The organism is Ensifer sp. Root127 (genome assembly GCF_001425225.1).
Taxonomy (GTDB): domain Bacteria; phylum Pseudomonadota; class Alphaproteobacteria; order Rhizobiales; family Rhizobiaceae; genus Ensifer; species Ensifer canadensis.
Map to the genome: position 1 here is coordinate 78,158 of NZ_LMDX01000010.1, position 20,486 is coordinate 98,643.

17 protein-coding genes are annotated in these 20,486 nt (G+C 58.6%); 16 read left to right on the forward strand and 1 reads right to left on the reverse strand.

Annotated elements, in window-relative coordinates; all coding sequences use genetic code 11:
- Nucleotides 1-356 precede the first annotated feature (356 nt).
- From ASD03_RS12910 to ASD03_RS12945, 8 genes are all read left to right on the forward strand, one after another.
- On the forward strand, nt 357-1,436 hold the full coding sequence (locus ASD03_RS12910) for a LacI family DNA-binding transcriptional regulator (protein ID WP_082557314.1): 1,080 nt from the start codon (nt 357-359) through the stop codon (nt 1,434-1,436).
- Nucleotides 1,437-1,485: 49 nt separating this feature from the next.
- Nucleotides 1,486-2,871, forward strand: coding sequence for an extracellular solute-binding protein (locus ASD03_RS12915; protein WP_057214087.1), 1,386 nt, complete (start codon nt 1,486-1,488; stop codon nt 2,869-2,871).
- A gap of 77 nt (nt 2,872-2,948) precedes the next feature.
- Nucleotides 2,949-3,845, forward strand: a complete 897-nt coding sequence (locus ASD03_RS12920) for a sugar ABC transporter permease (protein ID WP_057214090.1) — start codon at nt 2,949-2,951, stop codon at nt 3,843-3,845.
- 2 nt (nt 3,846-3,847) lie between these two features.
- On the forward strand, nt 3,848-4,705 hold the full coding sequence (locus tag ASD03_RS12925) for a carbohydrate ABC transporter permease (protein WP_244494639.1): 858 nt from the start codon (nt 3,848-3,850) through the stop codon (nt 4,703-4,705).
- Between the two features lie 12 nt (nt 4,706-4,717).
- Nucleotides 4,718-5,812 carry an ABC transporter ATP-binding protein gene (locus ASD03_RS12930; RefSeq protein WP_057214093.1) on the forward strand — a complete coding sequence of 365 codons (1,095 nt, stop codon included), beginning with the start codon at nt 4,718-4,720 and terminating at the stop codon, nt 5,810-5,812.
- A gap of 49 nt (nt 5,813-5,861) precedes the next feature.
- Nucleotides 5,862-7,898 (forward strand): DUF5054 domain-containing protein, encoded by a 2,037-nt coding sequence (locus tag ASD03_RS12935; RefSeq protein WP_057214096.1) that lies wholly within the window; start codon nt 5,862-5,864, stop codon nt 7,896-7,898.
- Between the two features lie 510 nt (nt 7,899-8,408).
- Nucleotides 8,409-9,659, forward strand: coding sequence for an AGE family epimerase/isomerase (locus ASD03_RS12940; protein WP_057214099.1), 1,251 nt, complete (start codon nt 8,409-8,411; stop codon nt 9,657-9,659).
- An 84-nt stretch (nt 9,660-9,743) separates the two neighbouring features.
- Nucleotides 9,744-10,028, forward strand: coding sequence for a hypothetical protein (locus ASD03_RS12945; protein WP_057214101.1), 285 nt, complete (start codon nt 9,744-9,746; stop codon nt 10,026-10,028).
- Nucleotides 10,029-10,881: 853 nt separating this feature from the next.
- Here the strand turns inward: ASD03_RS12945 and ASD03_RS12950 are convergent.
- Nucleotides 10,882-11,853: a LysR family transcriptional regulator gene (locus ASD03_RS12950; protein ID WP_057214103.1), complete on the reverse strand. Its 972-nt coding sequence runs from the start codon at nt 11,851-11,853 to the stop codon at nt 10,882-10,884.
- A 158-nt stretch (nt 11,854-12,011) separates the two neighbouring features.
- Between ASD03_RS12950 and ASD03_RS12955 the strand changes: the two genes are divergently transcribed.
- The 8 genes from ASD03_RS12955 to ASD03_RS12990 all read left to right on the forward strand — a co-directional run bounded on the left by ASD03_RS12955 (nt 12,012) and on the right by ASD03_RS12990 (nt 20,469).
- Nucleotides 12,012-13,592: an ABC transporter substrate-binding protein gene (locus tag ASD03_RS12955; RefSeq protein WP_200957323.1), complete on the forward strand. Its 1,581-nt coding sequence runs from the start codon at nt 12,012-12,014 to the stop codon at nt 13,590-13,592.
- A 41-nt stretch (nt 13,593-13,633) separates the two neighbouring features.
- Nucleotides 13,634-14,356 carry an aspartate/glutamate racemase family protein gene (locus ASD03_RS12960; protein WP_057214108.1) on the forward strand — a complete coding sequence of 241 codons (723 nt, stop codon included), beginning with the start codon at nt 13,634-13,636 and terminating at the stop codon, nt 14,354-14,356.
- A gap of 20 nt (nt 14,357-14,376) precedes the next feature.
- Entirely contained in the window at nt 14,377-15,264 is an 888-nt protein-coding gene (locus ASD03_RS12965; protein ID WP_082557316.1) for an ABC transporter permease, read from the forward strand.
- A 4-nt stretch (nt 15,265-15,268) separates the two neighbouring features.
- The gene (locus ASD03_RS12970; RefSeq protein ID WP_057214111.1) at nt 15,269-16,216 is read left to right on the forward strand and encodes an ABC transporter permease; all 948 of its coding nucleotides are present in this window, start codon (nt 15,269-15,271) and stop codon (nt 16,214-16,216) included.
- A 50-nt stretch (nt 16,217-16,266) separates the two neighbouring features.
- Nucleotides 16,267-17,748: an aldehyde dehydrogenase family protein gene (locus tag ASD03_RS12975; RefSeq protein WP_057214112.1), complete on the forward strand. Its 1,482-nt coding sequence runs from the start codon at nt 16,267-16,269 to the stop codon at nt 17,746-17,748.
- Between the two features lie 23 nt (nt 17,749-17,771).
- Nucleotides 17,772-18,797, forward strand: a complete 1,026-nt coding sequence (locus ASD03_RS12980) for a membrane dipeptidase (protein ID WP_200957324.1) — start codon at nt 17,772-17,774, stop codon at nt 18,795-18,797.
- 66 nt (nt 18,798-18,863) lie between these two features.
- On the forward strand, nt 18,864-19,679 hold the full coding sequence (locus ASD03_RS12985; protein WP_082557317.1) for an ABC transporter permease: 816 nt from the start codon (nt 18,864-18,866) through the stop codon (nt 19,677-19,679).
- 10 nt (nt 19,680-19,689) lie between these two features.
- Nucleotides 19,690-20,469 (forward strand): ABC transporter ATP-binding protein, encoded by a 780-nt coding sequence (locus ASD03_RS12990; RefSeq protein ID WP_057214119.1) that lies wholly within the window; start codon nt 19,690-19,692, stop codon nt 20,467-20,469.
- The last annotated feature ends 17 nt before the right edge of the window (nt 20,470-20,486 follow it).

Here is a 20,486-nt window from a genome sequence, read left to right on the forward strand (position 1 = left end):
CATGATATGCGCGGTGACCAAGACATTTTGCAGGTGAACGGCGCTGCCACCCGAACCGAAAATGCCGCTCTCCTGATTTAGCGCGGCAGGTGGTTCCGATTGAACAGAGCAGCGCGGATCCTATCGGCCTTTGCCAGCGGGACGGGCAGGGCGGCCGTATGTGCCGCTGAAGGCGTCTTTCGGGCATTATCGCGCGTTTCCAGGTTTTCAATTATCTCCCTAACCGGGCTTCTGGTCCCAGGCCGGCGGCTGCCCTGTCTCAGCAGGATCATCCTGTCTTCCGGTAGTCGATCGCGCAGCCATATCTGTCCGCCCTCAGGCGTGCACTCCAGGGCAGAGACAATTTTTCACTTGCCATGTTCGATATTCTAATATACCTCAAGCCAGCAGATTTGAACCGGTTCAATTCAAATCTGAACCGGTTCAACCTGAACAGATTGATAGGTTTGCGGATGCAGCGGCGAAACACAACAATTAAAGAGTTGGCCAAGGAGCTCAATTTGTCGATCGGAACTGTTTCGGCGGCACTCAATGGGCGGTCTAGCGTCAGGCCGGAAACCCGCAGCCTTGTCCTCGAAGCGGCAGCGCGTATTGGATACGTGCGCTCCTATACCGCCCGGTCGATGTCGGAGGGGAGGAGTCGCAAGCTTGACCTTGTCATCCCCGCCGGTGGTCAGAACTTGAGTGGTTTCACCAGTGGTATCTTGGTTGGCGCCGATGCGGCGGCTGAGGCGCGGGGTTACCGCCTTGGCATGAACGTAATCTCGACAGAGGCGGCCCTGGTCGAGCGCGTTGAGCGTCTCGCTAAAGAACGCGCCGCTGACGGCTTTGTGTTCTTCAGTCCCGGGCACCGAGATATCTACGCAATCCTTCGCGAAGAAAATGTTCCGCATGTGGTTGTCGGCCGCCCGCCCGTTGCCGAGAGTTCTTTGGTTCGCATTGATACCGACAACGTTCGGCTTGGCCGGGAAGTGGCCGAGCATCTAGTTGCGCGGGGGCGCCGCGCTCCAGTGTTTCTCGCCCCACGCCACCTCACTTATGCTGAAGACCGCTTCATCGGCTTGCAGCAGATTTATGAAGAAAAACTGCGTTGGATCGACACGCAGCCCTCGACCTCCGGAGCCGAAATGGCTCTTGCCGAGGCGCTCAATTCCGGCATTTCGATTGACGCCATTGTCACCGGTGACGACATGCTCGCTCTCGGTGCGCTGCATGAACTTCAACGCCGCGGCTGCGCGGTGCCGACAGATGTCGCGCTCGCGAGCACCGCCGACGACATCGCTCAATATTTCAATCCGCCGGTAACAAGTGTCGCGCTGCATCCCGAACAGCTCGGAGCGGCCGCCGTCACGGTGTTGATGGATTTGATCGAGTGCAGGCCGTTGGAGCCCGTCACTTGGATCAATCACGAGCTCAAAATTCGTTCGAGCACGTGAGCGACGACTGATTTTGGGACGAGGAAGCAAAAACTAGGAGGAGGAAACGATGACGAAATACTTGAAGTTCGCAGTAAAAACCAGCGCTGCTATTGGGCTTGCCGCAGCCATCGGATTGTCGACTTTTGGAAGTGCCCTGGCCGATCCGGTTGAACTCTCAATTACCTGCCGCTGCGTCAGCGGAGGCGTCAGCAGCAGCATGGCAAACTGGCTAAAGAACTCCGTTTTCCCCGCGTTCGAAACGCAGGAAAAGACGGCCGGTCGTGACGTGGTTGTGACGCTTGTCGAGTTCGGCGGCAGCGATGAAGCTCTAAAACAACAGCATGCGCTTGATCTCAAAGTCGGTGGCGGCTCCGATATCCTTTTCTTCGATGGTTTTTGGATACCAGATTTCGTCGAAGCTGGACTATTGAAGCCGCTAAAGGCGATCGCGGGAGATAGGGTCGACAGCTGGGATGCTTGGACTCAAGTGCCTGAAGGTCTTCAAGCTCTGATGAGTTACAAGGGGCAGCGCTATGGCCTTGCTACCACGACCGATACCCGCGTGATCTATTACCGCAAGGACGTGTTCGCCAAGGCCGGAATTCCAGTCCCATGGCAGCCAACGAGCTGGCAGGACATTCTTGATACAGCTCGGAAGCTCAAAGCAGCAGATGCCCAGACTACGCCGCTTCAGATTGACGCGGGCACCGCCATGGGCGAAGCCACGACGATGCAGGGCTGGACCATGCTTGCCCTCGGTGCCAATGCCCCGTTCGTTAATGCAGACGGCAACAAATGGCTTGCTGACAACCCAGGTGTTGTCGGCGTTCTCGACTTTTACAAAAAAGTCTATGTTGACGAAAAACTGGGAGACGCTCGGCTTCAGCTCAGTCCCGGTGGTCGTGAAAAGAGCTTCGGTAAATTTCGCGATGGCAAAATCGCCATGCTGGTGGAAGGCAACTGGTTCTACAGTAGCGTAATTGTCCCCGGTGCTGAATTTGGCATTGCAAATCGGGACGAAGTCGTCGGCTGGGCGAAGATGCCGGCTGAGGCGCCTGGGAAAGGGATCAAGGGACAGGATTTTGTTTCGGTGTCGGGTGGCAATGGCTATCTCATCAACCCGAATACGAAGTCGGCCGATGCCGCCTGGAAACTGTTCGCCTTTATGAACAGTAAGCCGATGATCGATGCCTACGAAAAGCTCGAGCCAAGTATTTCGGTACGTCGCGATATCGCAATCCCGGATCCGGTGATTGCGGCGCAAATGAAGGCGCTTCTCGACGTTACGACGGTTCGGCCATTGAGTCCCGCCTATAGCAAGGTCAGCTCCGCCGCCCAGCTGGCAACCGAGCAGGTCGTCTCGGGTGGTGCCAGCCCAGCAGAGGCAGGCAGACGTTTCAGCGAAAGCGTTGTCAAGATCGTGGGACCGGAGCGGATAACCTCGACGCCATAAGTTGACATGACGACGGCACGCCAACCTGTCGGGCTGGCGTGCCCGTTTGACCCGCTTTCGCCAAGAGGATTGCACCATTGACTTCGACATCCAGCATCGTCCGACCTGGCCTCGGGGCCGTATTGCTCGCGCCTGCCATCGTGTTCATGACGGTTTTTCTAATTTTGCCGTTCTTGTGGGTTTTTGCGATTAGCTTCACCAATCAAACGCTCCTGGGCGCGACGGCAACCCATTACGAGTTTGTTGGCCTAAGCAACTACGTACGGCTCTTCGATTTTGCCACGTTCATGGAGCCCGGAAACTTCGGCAACGCCTTCGTCATCACGTGTGCATTCGTTTTGGCTTCTGTTATCGGCCAAGCAGGGATTGGCTTCTCTGTCGCGCTCATGTTCCTGGGGCGTAAGGGGATCGTGAAAAGCGTCATCTTCACGCTGATAACACTAGTGTGGATATTGCCCGATGTTGCCGTGGCCTTTTCTTGGAAATCCGTGCTGGATTACGATGACGGTTTGTTGAACGCTGCTGCGGCCGGACTAGGGTTCAATCCGATAGACTGGCAGATCGACCATCCCTTGCTGTCGATTTGTGTTTTCAATATTTGGCGCGGCACGGCCTTTTCGCTTCTTCTGTTTTCCGCCGCGCTTGAAAGCCTGCCACCATCCTATTTCGAGAACGCCAAGGTGCTTGGAGCATCGCGCTGGGCGATATTCTTTGACATCACTTTACCGTTGGTGCGCCGGCACTTGCTGAGTTCCACGCTGCTGACGACCCTTTGGACTTTCACTTTGTTCTCACCCTATCTCATCACTGGTGGCGGGCCCGCATTCAAGAGCGAAGTCCTGTCCATTCTTACCTACCGATTGGCATTCAAAGAGTTCGATTTCGGTGCCGGTGGCGCCATCGCGCTCCTCGTAATGTTGCTCAATTTTGTCTTGGTCACGATTCATCTGCGTGTCCAACGGAAGGAACACTAACCATGTATCCGGTTTCAAAACGGCGCACCCGCTTCGTGCGTGTCAGTCAGGTGTTAGGACGGATCGGCTTCAATCTATTGTGCGCGTTGATCGGGTCGGTCTTTGTCATTCCTTTGCTGTGGCTGTTCTCCGCGCCATTCAACGCGCAGGCGTCGTTACGGCTTGTCTGGCCGGCACAGCTGACCTTGGACAATTTTGTCACGGTAATGCACAACGAGTTGGCGATGCGCGGCCTAGTTAACAGTTTGATCCAAGGAATTGGCGTTACCGTATTGACGACATTGGTAGCGGCTCTTGCGGCTTATTCATTGTCGCGCAGCCGTCTGCCTGGGCAAGATTTATTCGTCTATGCACTGATTTTGTTCTCGTCGGTGGTGACGGGCACAGTTGCGATGGTGCCTTTGTTCTTGCTCTGTCATCAGATCGGATTGATCGATTCACATGTCGGTGTGATTCTGGTTTTCACCGGCGGATTGTTGCCTGTTGCGATCTTCCTGATGAAGGATTTCGTTGACGCTTTGCCGAAGTCTTACGAAGAAGCCGCCCAAATCTGCGGCGCCAGCACTGGGCAAATGCTACGCGACGTACTCTTTCCCCTTCTGCGGCCGGCGCTGATGGTCGTCGGTATTTGGACATTTATGAATGTGTGGGGCAATTTTTTGATCCCATTCATTCTGTTGCGCAGCCCGGAAAAATTCCCGGCGTCGGTGGCAACCTTCTCATTCTATACGTCGTCCGGAACGCCGGTTTTCACCACGCTTTCGGCCTATTCGCTGCTTTACGCGCTTCCGATCCTCGCAATGTATCTGTGGGTCAATGCCCGTTACGGCTTCCGTTTCTTTGGCGGCATCAAACAGTAAGGACCTGTAATCATGGCCAATCTCAGCCTTCGCGGTGTCGAAAAATTCTTCACCAATTTCAAAGCAGTGCAGGATCTCAATCTTGATGTCGAGGACGGAGAGTTTTTCGCGCTGCTCGGGCCTTCCGGTTGCGGCAAGACGACTACCATGCGGATGATTGCTGGACTGCAACTGCCCTCTGCCGGGAAGATCATGATCAATGGGCGCGATGTCACGGATATTGAGCCCGCCCGTCGCAATGTGGCGATGGTGTTCCAGGACTATGCTCTCTATCCGCATATGACACTGACCGAAAATGTCGGCTATCCGCTCAAGGTGCGGGGGGTTGGAAAGGCCGAACGGGATGATCGGGTCCGTGCCATTGCCAAGCATTTGCAACTCGAAAACTTTCTTGATCGGAGACCGGGGCAGTTGTCTGGCGGCCAGCAACAGCGCGCGGCAGTCGGCAGGGCGGTTGCTTACCCTGCCGATGTATTTTTGTTCGATGAACCGCTTTCGAATTTGGATGCGCAACTGCGGTTCGAAGCTCGTGCATTTCTCAAACGACTACAGCGCGAAATCGGCATGACGATCATTTACGTCACTCACGATCAGGTCGAGGCGATGGCAATGGCGGACCGGATGGTGGTGATGAACAAAGGTGTCGCACAGCAGGTTGGTAAGCCGATGGATGTTTACCGGCGGCCCGCCAACACCTTTGTCGCCCGCTTCATCGGTAGTCCGCCGATGAATCTGTTGCCGGCAACGGTGACATCCCTCGCGGGCGTCCCGGCGCTTGATCTTGGAGGCGGGCAGGTCCTGGACGGCTCCGGAATTGTCGGTTCCGACGATGTGCAGGCCGGGCAGAAGCTTTTACTCGGCGTAAGACCCGAGCACATCGAAATCTGCGATAGCCCCGTGACTGGCAAAAGTCTATCGGGCAAGCTTCGCCTTGTGGAAGTCCTTGGTGCCGAGACACTTGTCTCGGTCGAAATTGAGGGGACTCTGATCATCGTTCGGCTGAACTCGGATGAGCCGGGCCATTTGTCAGACGTGGTGCACGTGCGTCCGAAAGCAGACCGATGCCTGCTTTATGGGGCCGATGGCAACGTTGTTTCAGGCAGCTAGCACGGAAACAAGTTCTCCCACAGACCAAGCTCGAGATCGGAAACACCTCGTGAAAAGAGTGCATCTTATTTTCAAAACCCACCTTGATTTGGGGTTCACAGACACAGCCGCCCGGGTTGTGGACCGGTATGTTACGCAATATATTCCGAACGCTCTCCAAGCCGCAGCGGAGCTGCGGCAGGCCGATGGCATGGAACGCCTCGTGTGGACGTTGCCGGCCTGGATGATTTTCCGCGCTCTTGAAGTGAGTGATACGTCCCGGCGACGGGCGCTTGAGGCAGGTATTCTAGCTGGCGATCTTGTCTGGCATGCCTTGCCTTTTACCTTCCACAGCGAATTGATGGACTCATCTCTGTTCCGCCATGGACTAACCGTGTCGCGTCGACTCGATCATCGTTTCGGGCGCACGACAATTGCCGCAAAAATGACTGACGTCCCAGGGCATACCAAGGGTATTGTCCCCATCCTCGCAGAGGCAGGGATCGAGTTTCTTCATATCGGCATCAATGAGGCATCCACCAGGCCTGACGTCCCGCCGGTATTTCGCTGGAAGGTCGGCGAGCATGCTGTCACAGTGATTTGTCAGCACGCCTATGGCGAGGATTGCCGTGTTGCGGGGCTCAACGACGTCCTTGGTTTCGGCCACACGAACGACAATCTAGGCCCGCAGTCTGTCGATGAAATACTGCAGGTATTCAAAGGTGCGCGTAACCGCTTTCCTGACGCGGAGGTTCGTGCCTCGTCACTGGATGACTTCGCCTTGGCATTGCGCAGTGTGCGCGAAGATCTCCCTGTTGTTGAGAACGAGATCGGTGACAGCTGGATCCATGGTGCCGGCAGTGACCCACTTAAAATGGCCCGATATCGAAGTCTTCTGCGTTTGCGTCGGTCTTGGATCGACCAAGACGCCTCTTTGGCGGATGATCCAGCAATCGTCGCCTTTAGCGATCAACTAATGATGGTGCCTGAACATACCTGGAGCATGGATCACAAGACCTATCTTCCCGAGTGGGAGTCCTATGCGCCGGCGCAGCTTGCCGACGTACGCGGCAAAGGAGCATTTGGCGTTGTGGAACAATCATGGGAAGAACAGCGCGCCTATCTTGGCGCAGCCGTCGCAACCCTTGATGAGGCGCGCGCAATGCAGGCGGAGACTGCGTTGGCGGCGGTGATGCCCTCTGTGGCAATTATCGGGGAAGACTGGCGCGCGATCGATCCGGAGAAAGAGATTGCAGCAGGGTGTTTCACCATGAGGGTTGGTCGCAACGGGCGGATTGCAAGTCTCAAATCGCAAGGCGATGGCCGGGAATGGGCCAGTGCCGAAGGCTTGGTCGACATTCTCTATCAGGGCTTTGGCGAGGACGACTACGACCGGTTTTGGTCGCAGTACATTGCCAATCGGGACCGCCCAGAAATTGTTGCCTGGTCGTCCAAGGACTATTGTAAACCGGGATTGGCGGCGCATAGGGCAACGGGCGAAGCATGGCGTCCGGCACTAAAAGCGGTTTGGTGTCGGGATGTTGCGGGCAAAACAGAGGTTCTTGTTAGCCTCGAGATGGCGGATGAAGCTACTGCGATAGGCGCCCCCCCAAACTGGCAATTGCTCTATAGCTTTCCAGCCGCAGGGGAGCAGGTCGAATTACGGGTGAATTGGCAGGGCAAACTTGCCACTCGCTTGCCGGAAGCCAGTTGGCTGCGGTTCACCCCCGCACTCGCCGATTCAAAAGCCTGGGCATTCGATAAGATGGACCAATGGATCTCGCCGTTCGAGGTGACGAGTGGCGGCGGCTTCCACCTCCACGGTGTTATGTCGGGCGCGCGTTATGCCAGCCATGATGGCATCGTGACGATTGAGACGCCAGATGCGCCATTGATTGCACCGGGCTATCCTCAGCTTCTCAATTTCCAGCGTCCGGCAAATGGCTTTGAAGGCATCAGCATTAATCTTCACAACAATGTCTGGGGAACGAATTTTCCCGCTTGGTATGATGAGGATGGCCAGTTTCAGTTCCGTCTGGCGTTCGAACGCGGAGAACGTCATGTGGCACAAACCCTTGATCCGGCCGCTAAGACGCCTACTCGCTAAAACCTGAGCCACTTCCGCAATCCTCGAAAATGCGCACGGCCGCTTCTGCGGAGAACGTAGCCGACGACCCGTTTCGATGATCTCAAGACGGCGGACTGTCCTTATGCACGACCATAAGCGGCGTCCGCCACACAATCAGTCACTCCTCAAGACGGTCTCGCTTGGAAGCTAATGGAACTGCGCGTTGAGAGGTCGAGACATTTGCCCTCAAAGTGACAATCGCAATTCCGGTTCCGACAATCGGAATCAGCGCTCCGTCGCTTGCGACCTGGATCTCGATCGGTGCTAGGGGCGTGGCGGGACACTGTCTTCGTCGAGCGGCTCTGGAGGTCAATCGAAAGCATACGGCGGATCAAGCCTATTTCAATACGCTGACGCGAATAGTCGCGGCACATTAATCGACGGAAATCCACTTAGCGAAACGCCTCAAACTGTTCGGGCAAACCCAACCACCTCTCCTTTACCGGACGATGCCGCGCCCATCCTTGCAACAAGACTAGGCCTGATTCCATGATCACTTCCTCCAACTCGACCGGCTCAAAGCTGCCCGACTTCTGGCTCGACCAGGCAGAGCACCGCGCATGGCTGCTTGCCGACGCCGGGCAACAATTCGCCTTCTTCCGAAAAAGCCTCGATCCCAGGGGCGGGTTCTTCAATCTGGACAGCCCGGGCAACCCGCTGGAAGATCGCACGCAAGATCTGCACTCAACCACTCGCATAGTGCATTCCTTCGCCCTCGGACGGCATATTGGCACGCCGGGGGCCGATGTGATGATCGAGCAAGGGATGCGTCATCTGCTGAATGTCCATCGGGATCGAGATCATGGTGGTTATGTCTATGCCACGCGCGGCCGCGAGGTATCCGACGGTCGAAAGCTCGCCTATGGCCATGTTTTCGTGCTCCTGGCCGCCGCAAGCGCCATGACCTGCGGTCATCCCGATGCAAAATATCTGCTTGAAGATGTCACCGACGTTCTGGATCGGTATTTCTGGGAGGAGGAGCCGGGTCTCTTCGCCGACGAATGGAACCGGGACTGGACCCCGTTTTCCACCTATCGCGGCATGAATGCAAATATGCATGCTATCGAAGCGATGCTAACCGCCTTCGAGGCGACGGGCCAGACCTCCTATCTCCGCAAAGCCGGCAGAATCCTTGACTTCTTCATCGAAGGGATAGCTCCTCGCGAAGGGTGGCGCCTGCCCGAACACTATACAGCCGACTGGCAGATCGACCGGCTCTATGAAGGCAATCCCATGTTTCGGCCCGCCGGAAGCACGCCGGGCCACTCTTTCGAGCTCAGCCGACTTCTGTTGCAATATTGGGACCTTTCCGGCCGTCCTCACGACGGTTCGCCGGCCAAGGCACGGCGCCTGATGGAACAGGCTTTAAAGGATGCTTGGGACACGGAGCGCGGCGGCTTCATATACACCCTTGCCCATGACGGGACCGTGGCTCGCGCGGACCGCTACTGGTGGCCGGTGACCGAAGCGATCGGCGCGGTCGCCGCCGTCATCAAACTGGAGCGGCGGAGCGGGGACGAGGAGTGGTACCGGCGCCTGTGGAATTTCGCCGCCGACCGGTTGATCGACCACCAGAATGGCGGCTGGTTTCCGGAACTTGACACCGGCAACCGGCCAGCGGACAAACAATTCCGAGGAAAGCCCGACCTCTACCATTCCATTCAGGCTGTGCTCTATCCCTTGACGCCGGGTATCTCATATCCGGTGCGCGGCCTCGCGGTACTTGGCAGGGAGCACTGATACCGGAGGGAATGTGTTTGCGCCCCCTGTTCCAATCAGCGGAACAGAGGGTGTTGTTGAGGGCGGGTTCGCGGCTATCTCTTCGTGCCGCTCAATGACGGCGCGAAGCAGTTGGTCAATTCGGAAAACGGCTGGGCGATTGGGACCGTGATGGTCGTCTGCCGGATCGTCATGCAGGATGGGCGTCTGACTACGATCAACGAACAAGCTGTCTTCGACGAGATTGTCGAGCTAATTCCGGCCTATCTTGCCGAACATGTTCAACCTCGAGCGCCGCAACAGGGTCTTCGCGCCCGACATCGTGGAAATCCATCGCAGGGCGACGCAGATGGATATCGGTCGCAATCGTTATCAAGGAGACGCTACTGACGTGCGTCGCAAGTCTTGAACCGTTTGGAACAAATTCTCCGGTGCATGTCGTACTGCCTAAGAGAAACGAGCCACCTGTACCACGTTGACAAGGTGGTTCTTGCCGAGCTTGGCAATGATCGGTCAGTTCATACGGAGCACATGATGGAGGAAGCCAATGTAACGGAGCAGGGGTTCTTTGCCCTTAAAAGATGAAGGCGCAACGCAGGTAGTCGTAACGATGGCAGTTTCTCGTTATGTGCTCCGAAGATCGCATATTGTATTGACTGGTTGCGGATGTTGTCTTCCCGACCCTGGGAAGACTTAGCCCTTAGCCAATCTTACACCGGGGCCGCCGTGGGGCGCAGGACCCTCGTCGAAGAACACGATGCCGCGCGCTTCATACACCCATTTGATCGCCGCGACAGTGACAGGCGGTGGTCCCCGCGGGCCGGCCTCGTCTTGCTCGACCCCACTCGCTCGTGACGACACATCGATATCGCCCGGTCGCTGGTCCGAGCGGGGAAGTGATGCGCGATGTGCCGAGAAAGTCGTTTTTCTGCAATCGCATTAATCAAACGGAGCGGCTTGCCGGGCCTAGGCTTCCCGGGTCCCGGCCGTTGGCCGTCGCGATGCTGATCCTCCGAGACGAGGCTTTTTAACCGGTCAAGCAGCGCGCGAACGGGCTCTGGCATCGACGCTGCCGGCGCCTGGTACGCTCATGTTGCTAGCACCCTCGCGCTGACGGTGTTCGTCGGCATGTCGAGAGCGTCGACTATGCCTGTTCGACGTCAACAGCAGCGCTACATTGGTCCGCCTATCTTCAGAAGCTTTAGCGGGAAGTCTCTGAGCCTGCCGGTTCGATTCTGCCATTCTAGAACGTGCTGATCCTCGAATGTCCCTTTGCGATGACGGCAAGCTCCGCCTCGATCGCCTTCACAAGAGCCGTCACCATCGGGGGGACGGTCCGTCCAAGCCTGCTGACGATATAAACGTTGCGCCAGGCCACCGGTTCGGTGAGCCCGAGGAAAGCGATACGGCTGTCGGGTATGAATTCCGCCGCCAGTGCCGGCGCCGTCGTGATCCCGAGACCATTCTCAATCAGCGCCCAAAGCGTTGGATAGGTCGATACCTCGTATTTCGGCACGCGAATGGATTCCGGCAGGTGCTCCATCTGCGACAGGATCGGGCCTGTCGCCGTGTCCAGCGTCAGGCCGACGAAGTTGTGGTTCGCAAGATCGGCCCACCGCAGAACGCCGTCCTTCGCGCGCTCATACAAGGGATGGGTATGGCGAAGGAAGAGACCGAGCTGGTCCTTGAAAAGCGGCTTGAAGACGAGTTCGGCTTCAGCACCGTCCATGCTGGCAAAGCCGATGTCCACCTCGTTGCGCCGAACGAGGCGGCGCACGTCGTTCGAATTTCCTTCACGCAGCTGGACGCGCACCCCTGGCCGCGTGGCGAGAAAGCCCTCGAGAATGCGTGGCATGATCTTGGTCGCAATCGAACTGACAACCCCGACACGGATACAGCTATTGCGGCTCGAGGCGGTCAACCGGATGTTGCGAATGGCCAGGTCGAAATCATCGACGACCCGCTCGGCGACCGGAAAGAGATCGGTTCCCTCCTGCGTCAGGAGGATATTGCGCGTGGTCCTGTCGAAAAGCGTCCCGCCGACGATATCCTCCAATTGCTGGATCGTCATCGTGAGTGAAGGCTGCGACAGATGCAGTTCCGTCGCCGCGCGGGTGAAGCTGCGATGTCTTGCGACGCTGAGGAACGCGCGCAGATGACGGATCGTTGCGCTGTAGGACGGTGCAGCCATTGGCTGGGCCGGTGAATCGGACATCGGGTCTCTCCGCTTCTATTTATAGGTAATACTGATCAATCCTCGAAATTTTTCAATTTGATTTATCGAAGCCCGGCGCATTTAATGATTGTCACGGGTCGCAGCCACTCATCCTCGCTGTGAAAAAAGCCAACCAATAGGGGAACAGGATGTTGAATATGTTGATGAAACGCCATTTGGCGACCGCATTCGCATGCCTTGTCGCCAGTTCTGCCCTCATGACCCCGGTCCAAGCCCTTGCTCAGACCGTTGTCATCGGTTCCGAAGGCGCGATACCGCCTCTCGACCCGCATCGCATGACGGGCACGCAGGGTTTGCGGGTGATCGATGCCATCTACGATCCACTCGTGCGCGAAGATCTTTCTGAAGTCACGGATACCGCACCCGCACTGAAGGCGAGCCTTGCTGAAAAATGGACGGTCAGCGACGACGGCTTGATCTATCACTTCACGCTTCGCTCCGGCGTCAAGTTCCACGACGGTACCGACTTCGATGCTAACGCCGTGCAAGCCAATTTCGCTCGGGTCATGGACAAGGCATCCGACGCCTACGACGAGCGCGCCGCCGGAAACATGACCTTCCTGACGCGCTGGATCGAAAAAACCGCGGCAATCGATGCCGGGACGTTCGAAATCACGTTGAAGGAGCCCTTCGCCGGTCTCCTGCGGCTCCTCAGCGATCGGCGCTCCGGCATCATCAGCCCCGCCAACATCAGCGCCCACAAGGGGGATGGCATCGGTCTGAACCCCGTTGGAACCGGGCCTTTCACACTCAAGGCGTTTCAGCAGGGGCAGCAACTCGAACTCAAGCGGAATGATGCCTATTGGGGCGGTGCCGCCGGCGTCGAAAGCCTCATCTTCCGACCAGTGACGGATCCAACGGCGATGGCGATCGCCATGCAGACCGGCCAGGTGGACATTATCCCGAGCGCCAGCTCCCAGCAAATAGCCCAGCTTTCCGTCGATCCGAGCCTGCAGATCCAATACCCGGAGCCTGCGAACCAGTATTTCGTGCGGTTGAACACCAAGGCGCAATACACCGACAACAAGCTCTTCCGTCAAGCGTTGAACTACGCCGTCAACCGGGACAATCTGGCGGCACTGCTCAATGGACAGGTTACGCCACTCGGCGGCCCCGTGCCCTCGGGCAACGAACTGCCGGGCAATTCCGGCATGTCCTATACCTATGATCCGACGAAGGCGAAGGAACTGCTGGCCCAGGCGGGTATTTCGACCGGCGTCACCATAAGGCTCCTTGCGCCGAATAGCGGCCCCGGCTTCGGGCAGGCGTCCGAGATCATCACCCTTTTGCAACAGGATCTGGGCGAGGTCGGCATCAATCTGGAGCCGCAGTTCCTGGAGTTCGCCACCCTCGTGTCGACCGAGGGGCCGGGTTACAAGGACGACATCCAGGGTTCATTCAACGGCTGGACGACGGGCGCCGACAGCGCCTACTGGCTGGAACGCATGTTCGCCGGTGACCAACAGCCTCCGCGCGGCGTCAATCGTGGCTGGTTCTCGAATGCGCAAGCCGATCAGGTCTTCGCGCGAGCCCGCGGTGAGAGCGACGAGACCAAGCGTCTCGACCTCTACCGACAGGCCGCGGAACGCCTGGCGGACGATAGCCCCTGGATCTTTCTCTATCAGGATCGCCTGCCGAGGGTGCTGAGCGCCCGCGTCAGCGGTATCTCGCCGGCAAGGTCGGTCTTCATCGATTACCCCCGCATTCAGGTCAGGTAACCTGCTGTTTTAGTTAGCATTTAAAAGAGGAGAATTCGCAGATGATGTTAGGTTGGCGCGCACGTATCGGACAGATGAGGCCGGCGACGGCGATTGAGGGGGCCGAGGAGTGGCGTTCGGTTGCGCCCGTAGGTGTCGCCTTCGCCGATGCCCGCACCATCGTGCCACGGGTCGACGAAGAAGGCCTGAAGGTGATGATGTCTCAGGTGCTCGAGGCGTCGCGTCAGCTCGCCACCGCCAGAGTGGATCTCATCGTCCAGTGTGGTGCGCCGGGAACATTCCTGCGCGGCGTCGGTCACGATGAACAGGTTTGCGCTGAGATCGAGGCCGAAACCGGTATTCCGGCGATCACGATGATGGCTGCCCAGATGGATGCGCTGAAGGCGCTCGGTGCCACGTCGGTTGCCGTCGCGACGATTTACTCGGACGAAGTCAATGAGAAGATGGCCGCCTTCATGGAGGCCAAGGGCTTCAAGATTGCATCCATGGTCGGCCTGCAGATAACCGATCCCTTCGATGCCAGCGTGCATGACGCCGACAGTGCCTACAAGCTCGGCAAGCAGGCCTTCAAGGCTGCCGGCAAATGCGACGCGATCCTGATCTCCTGCGGCACCTACCGCACGTTCCCGATCCTTCCATACCTGGAAATGGACACTGGTGCTGCCGTCGTCTCGAGCAACCAGGCCACGCTTTGGCGCGCCCTCAGGGCCGTCGGCCTGAAGGATCAAATCCCGAACCTCGGCAAGCTCTGGCACACCGCCTGACCGCGAGACGGAAGAGAACGATGACGATCATGATCGAACAGACGACTGTCAGCCCGACGCGCAGATGGCAAGCCGCGCTGCGGAGCGTCCGGAGCAACCCATCGCTGGCGATCGGCTTCGGCATCCTGGTCGCCATCGTTTTCGCCGCGATTTTCGCCGACTGGATATCGCCCTTCGACCCTCTGCGGGCCAATCCGCTCGATCGCTACAAGGGGGTGTTCTCGGGCTGGAATATCCTCGGCACGGATGAACTCGGGCGCGATATCCTGAGCCGCCTCATCCATGGCACGCGCTACGCGCTCCTTGTCGCGATCGTGCCGACCATCGTCGCTCTTGTCATCGGCGGGTTTCTCGGAATGGTCTCTGGTTATGTCGGCGGGTTCCTCGACACGGCAATCATGCGGTTCTTCGACGTCATGTTCGCTTTCCCGGGCATCCTTCTGGCGCTCGGCATCAGTGCGGCGCTCGGGCCGGGCCTGTCTTCGATGATCATCGCAATGGTTGTCGTTACTGTTCCTGCTTTCGGCCGCATCATTCGCGGTGCAGTGCTGCAGGTGAAGGAAGAGGTGTTCATCGAGGCTTCCCATGCCCTCGGTTTTCGCGGAAGGCGGATTGCGTTTCGACATATCCTGCCGAACATTCTCGGCCCGGCGATCGTCTACGGCACGTTGCAGACCGGGCGAAACGTCATCCTGTCGTCAAGTCTGAGCTTTCTCGGGCTTGGACCCCAGCCGCCGACGCCTGAATGGGGCCAGATGCTTTCGAGCGGTCGAACTGCGCTTGCGACCGCCGCTCATGTGGCAACCATTCCGGGCCTGGCCATCGTCGTCCTCGCAGTCGCCTTCAATCTCATCGGCGACGGTGCCCGCGATTACCTCGATCCACGTTTCAACAAGCAGCGGGACTAAGACGATGATCGTATTCGCCATCAGACGCGCGCTTCAGATCGTTCCGGTCATCATCGGGGTCACGATCGCGACCTTCCTGCTCGCCAAGATCATTCCCGGCGATCCGGCCGACATGCTGCTCGGCGCGACAGCCTCGGAAGAAGCCAAGGAAGCGTTGCGTTCGAGCATGGGACTGCATGAGGCTGCCCATGTCCAGTACCTCATCTATGTCGGAAATCTACTGCAGGGCGATCTCGGTCAGTCATTTACCTTCGCGCAGCCCGTCGCCAACGTCATCGTCGAACGCCTCGGCAACACGGCCATTCTCGCGATTGCCGCAATCATCCTGGCCGCCTTCGCCGGTGTCGCAGCAGGCACCTGGGCCGCGCTGAAACCGGGCTCACTTCGCGACCAGTCGCTTTCGGTCGTCGTGCTGTTCTTCAATTCGATGCCGTCCTTCTGGTTGGGCCTCGTATTGATCATGATCTTCGGCCTCAACCTGCGCCTTTTGCCGGTCAGCGGCATGCAGAGTGTGGGCGGTGGCGACGGTGTGCTCGGTCTGGCCGCCCACATGATCTTACCCTCCATCACGCTTGCCGCGTGGTCGTTGGCGACAATCGCCCGCATGACCCGCTCATCCCTGCTTGAAGTGATCAACAGCGATTACATCCGCACGGCTCGTGCCAAGGGCATGCGTGAATCGCGCGTCGTGCTGTGTCATGCGCTGCCGAATGCAATGCCGCAGATCATCACGGTGATCGGTATGCAGATGGGCTTCCTTTTGAGTGGCGCCGTTCTCACCGAGACCATTTTCTCGTGGCCCGGCATCGGTCTCGCCATGTACCAGGCGATCTCCACCCGCGACATACCGCTGATCCAGGGCGGGATCCTGATCCTGGCGGTCGCCTTCGTGCTGATCAACTTCGCTGTCGACGTTCTCTACACCTGCTTCAATCCGAAGCTCAAACTGTAACGGGGCTGACGATGCGCTCCCACGCTCTACAAACGGAACCGGTTTCGAATATGCCTACATCCTCCCAACAGGACAATTTCACTTCGTATATCGCCGGCGTGGCGATCCCGCCCGCCGGCAGGGAAATTCCCCTTCACGATCCCTCGACGGGCGCTGTCTGGGCAACGGCTTTCGTATCGGACGACGCGGTGGATCTTGCAACGACTAGTGCAGCAAAGGCCTTCGTCTCCGAACCCTGGGCGTCGATGACCGGTTACGAGCGCGGCGCCCTCCTTCGCAAGCTGGGTGCCTTGATCGCTGCCAACGCCGATCGATTGGGCGCGCTGGAAAGCCTTGCCAACGGCAAGAGCCATGCCGCAACCTCCGCCGAGATGAAGGCGACCGCCACCTGGTACGACTACTATGCGAGCGCGCTTGATACCCACGATGACATCCTGCGCACCGTATCGCGCACAGCCGATGCCCGCATCGTGCGGGAACCGCTCGGCGTCGTTGTCGCGATAACACCGTTCAACGGTGCGCTTTCGCTGGGCTCCTGGAAACTGGCGCCGGCGCTTGCCATGGGCAACGCGGTCATCCTGAAGCCGCCGGCCGAAGCCCCGGGCTCCAGCATTGCGCTGGCTGAGCTGGCAATCGCGGCGGGCTTCCCGGTTGGCATCGTCAATGTCGTCATCGGCGATGCCATCGCCAGCGAGGCGCTTGCAACACATCGGCACGTACAAATGGTGAGCTTTACCGGCAGTACGGCGACGGCCAAGGTTCTGGGGGCGAAAGTCGCCGCCGGCATGAAGCGTTTCGTCTGCGAAGCGGGCGGCAAGTCGGCGCATATCGTCTTTGCCGATGGTGACATCGACGGTGCCGTGATCGCTGCGACCCAAGGCGCTTTCTCCGGCAGTGGCCAGACCTGCGTCGCCGGCTCGCGCATTCTCGTGCAGTCGGAGATCTACGACACCTTCGTGGAACGATACATTGCTTCCGTCAGCCGTATCCGCGTCGGCCATCCCTCTTCGCCCAGGGCGCACATTGGGCCGGTCGCGAACAAGCGCCAATACGAGCGCATCAGCGGTTTTGTCAGCGAGGCCGTGGAGGCGGGAGCGCGCGTGGTTTTAGGCGGACAAAAGCCCGATCTCGGATCCGAGCTGGCAGGCGGCTACTGGGTCCAGCCGACCGTCGTCCTCGACGTCTCAGGCGATATGCGGATCTGCCGGGAGGAGATCTTCGGGCCGGTGGTCACCGTGCAGCGCTTCGAGAGCGAAGACGAGGCGATCTCCATGGCAAACGGTGTCGAATATGGTCTGGCTGCCGGTTTCTGGACACGCGACATCGGCCGTGTCCGTCGTGTCTCGCGCCAATTGCAGGCCGGCACCGTCTGGGTGAACACCTATCGGGCCATCAATTTACGTGTGCCCTTCGGCGGCTACAAGCAGTCCGGCATCGGCCGTGAGAACGGCGTCGAGGCCATGGAGGAATTCTCCCAGATCAAGGCGATCGTCGTGGAACATGGCCCGGCGGTCGACCCCTTCTCAAATTGACTCATGAACGGAAAGGAAATCCGATGACACTGTCGGCAAAGAAGCCCCTGCTGATCGATGCACTGCAATACAACAAGCCGGAGCGCGCACGGTTCGAGGAGTGGAAGCGTGGAGGCATCGGCTGTGTGCATGTGACGCTGTCGATCTGGGAGAACGCGCGCGAAACGTTGACCGTGATCGGTGAATGGAACCGCCTGCTGGAGAAGAACGCCGACTTGATCGCGCTTGCCACGACCGGCGAGGATATCGAGCGTATCGCTGCTTCCGGGCGCACGGCCGTGGTCTACGGTTTCCAGGATACGTCGCCCTTCGAAGACGACATCGAACTGATCGAAATCTTCCATCAGCTTGGCGTCCGCGTCGCGCAACTTACCTACAACGTTCAAAACCGGGTTGCCTCGGGTTGCTGGGAACCGGATGAGGCTGGTGTTTCCAAGTTCTTCGGTCGCAACGTCATTGCGGAAATGAACCGCGTCGGCATGGTCGTGGATGTCTCGCATTGCACGGAGCGCACCTGCTTCGATGCGATCGAATATTCCTCGCGTCCGATCGCAGTCACCCACGCCAATCCGCAGGAGTTCGTGGGCACCGACATCGAGCTGAACCGCCGCAACAAGTCAACGGCACTGATCAAGCGACTGGCCGAGACCGGCGGCGTCATCGGCCTCAGCAACTACCCGAAGATCATGAAGCACGGATCAGACTGCACGCTCGACACCTTCCTCGACATGGTTTCATGGACCGTAGACCTGGTTGGCGCCGACCATGTCGGCCTCGGTACAGACTTTTACGATGGTTGGCCGGAAAGCCAGATCAAGTGGTGGCGTGCGGGTCGCTGGGCGCGCGAGAGCGCAATTCCGATCAAGGGCTTCTCCAAGTGGCCGTCCTGGTTCAAGTCGCCGGTCGACTTCCCAAATATTCTGGAGGGCCTCGAAACGCGCGGTTTTTCCAGCGACGAGATCGCCAAGATTGCCGGCGGAAACTGGCTCAAGTTTTTCCACGAAGGCTTCGTTCCTGCCGCTTCGGTGAGAACGGCCAACGCGGCCTAAAAAATCCGGTGATGGCGGCCACGCGCGATATAGTCCGCCATCACCAAACGAGCACCGGAGAGTAAGATGAGCCAAACCGATTTAACAATGCAGCAGAGCGGAGGCATGGGATTTCCCGTCGGGGTTTCCCGTATCGTCTATCCGATCCTGTCGCTGATCGTGATCATCGCGCTATGGCAATTCGTCGTCTCGGTCCTGAAGCCGGCACCTTATCTCTTGCCGTCGCCCGGTGCGGTCGCCACCACACTGGTCTCGCAGTTTCCGCTGTTGATCTACCATTCGGGCATCACGGCGCTCGAGACCGTCATCGCCTTCTTCTTCAGCGTAGCCATTGCACTGCCGCTAGCAGTATTGATCGCCCGGTTCCGATGGTTCGAGGATGCCGTCTATCCGCTTCTCGTTACAAGCCAGGCGGTCCCGAAGGTTGCGCTTGCTCCTCTCATTCTTGTCTGGCTGGGCTTCGGCCTGCACACCAATATTGTGGTCGGCGTGTTGATGGCTTTCTTTCCTGTCGTCATCAGCGGGGTGGTCGGTCTTAAAAGCGTGCCGCAGGACATGATCTTCCTAGGTAAAACCATGGGTCTTTCGTCGGCGCAAATGTTCCGCAAGATCTATTTGCCGCACGCACTGCCAAGCCTGTTTGGCGGTCTGAAGGTCTGCGTGACACTCGCCGTGGTGGGGGCCGTTGTGGGCGAATTCGTAGGCTCTGACCGCGGGCTCGGCTACCTGATCCTACTGTCCAGCGGGCAGTTGCAGACCGCGCTGATGTTTGCGGCCCTCATCCTGCTGGTACTGATCGGTGTCGTCAGCTTTGCCATCGTCCAAATGGTCGAGGCGCGTGTCATGCCCTGGCATCGCTCGCAGCGCAACGTTGGACATTGAGGAGCACGACATGGGCAAGTCCATCACCATTGATAAGGTCTCGAGGTCCTATGCCGGGCTGGAGGCCTTGGTGCCGACCTCACTCGACATCGAGCCGGGCGAGTTCCTTTCGATCGTCGGGCCGAGCGGATGCGGCAAGAGCACGTTGCTGCGCATCATCTCAGGTCTGGATTTTCCCACCTCGGGGACACTCCGGGTGGGGGGGCAGCGCGTCGCCAAGGCGGAAACTGACCTCGGTTTCGTCTTTCAATCGCCGGTCTTGCTGGACTGGCGGAGCGTCATCGGCAATGTGATGCTGCAGGCCGAAGCGCGCGGACTGCCGGACGGCGAGTATCGTGCCAAGGCGGGGGATCTGCTTGCAGCCGCTGGCCTTGCGGGTTTCGAGAATGCTTATCCGCATCAGCTTTCCGGCGGCATGAGCCAGCGTGTCAGCGTCTGCCGCGCGCTTGTGCACGATCCCTCGCTACTCCTGATGGACGAGCCGTTTGGCGCTCTAGATGCGCTCACCCGCGATCAGATGATGGTGGATCTCCAGTCGCTCTGGCTGCGCTCCCGTCCGACCGTCGTCTTCGTCACCCATAGTATTCAGGAGGCTGTTTTCCTGTCCGATCGCATCGTGGTGATGGCACCTCGCCCCGGTCGCGTCGAGGCGGTTCTCGATGTGCCCCTGCCACGCCGCCGGCGGCTTTCCGTCCGCAGCACGCCGGAGTTCAACGCGATCGTCGACCAGATCCTCATTCATTTCGAACGCATGGGCGTCATTCGCGATGACGCCGAAGACGCAGCCTGACACCAGCAAAAAGGAAC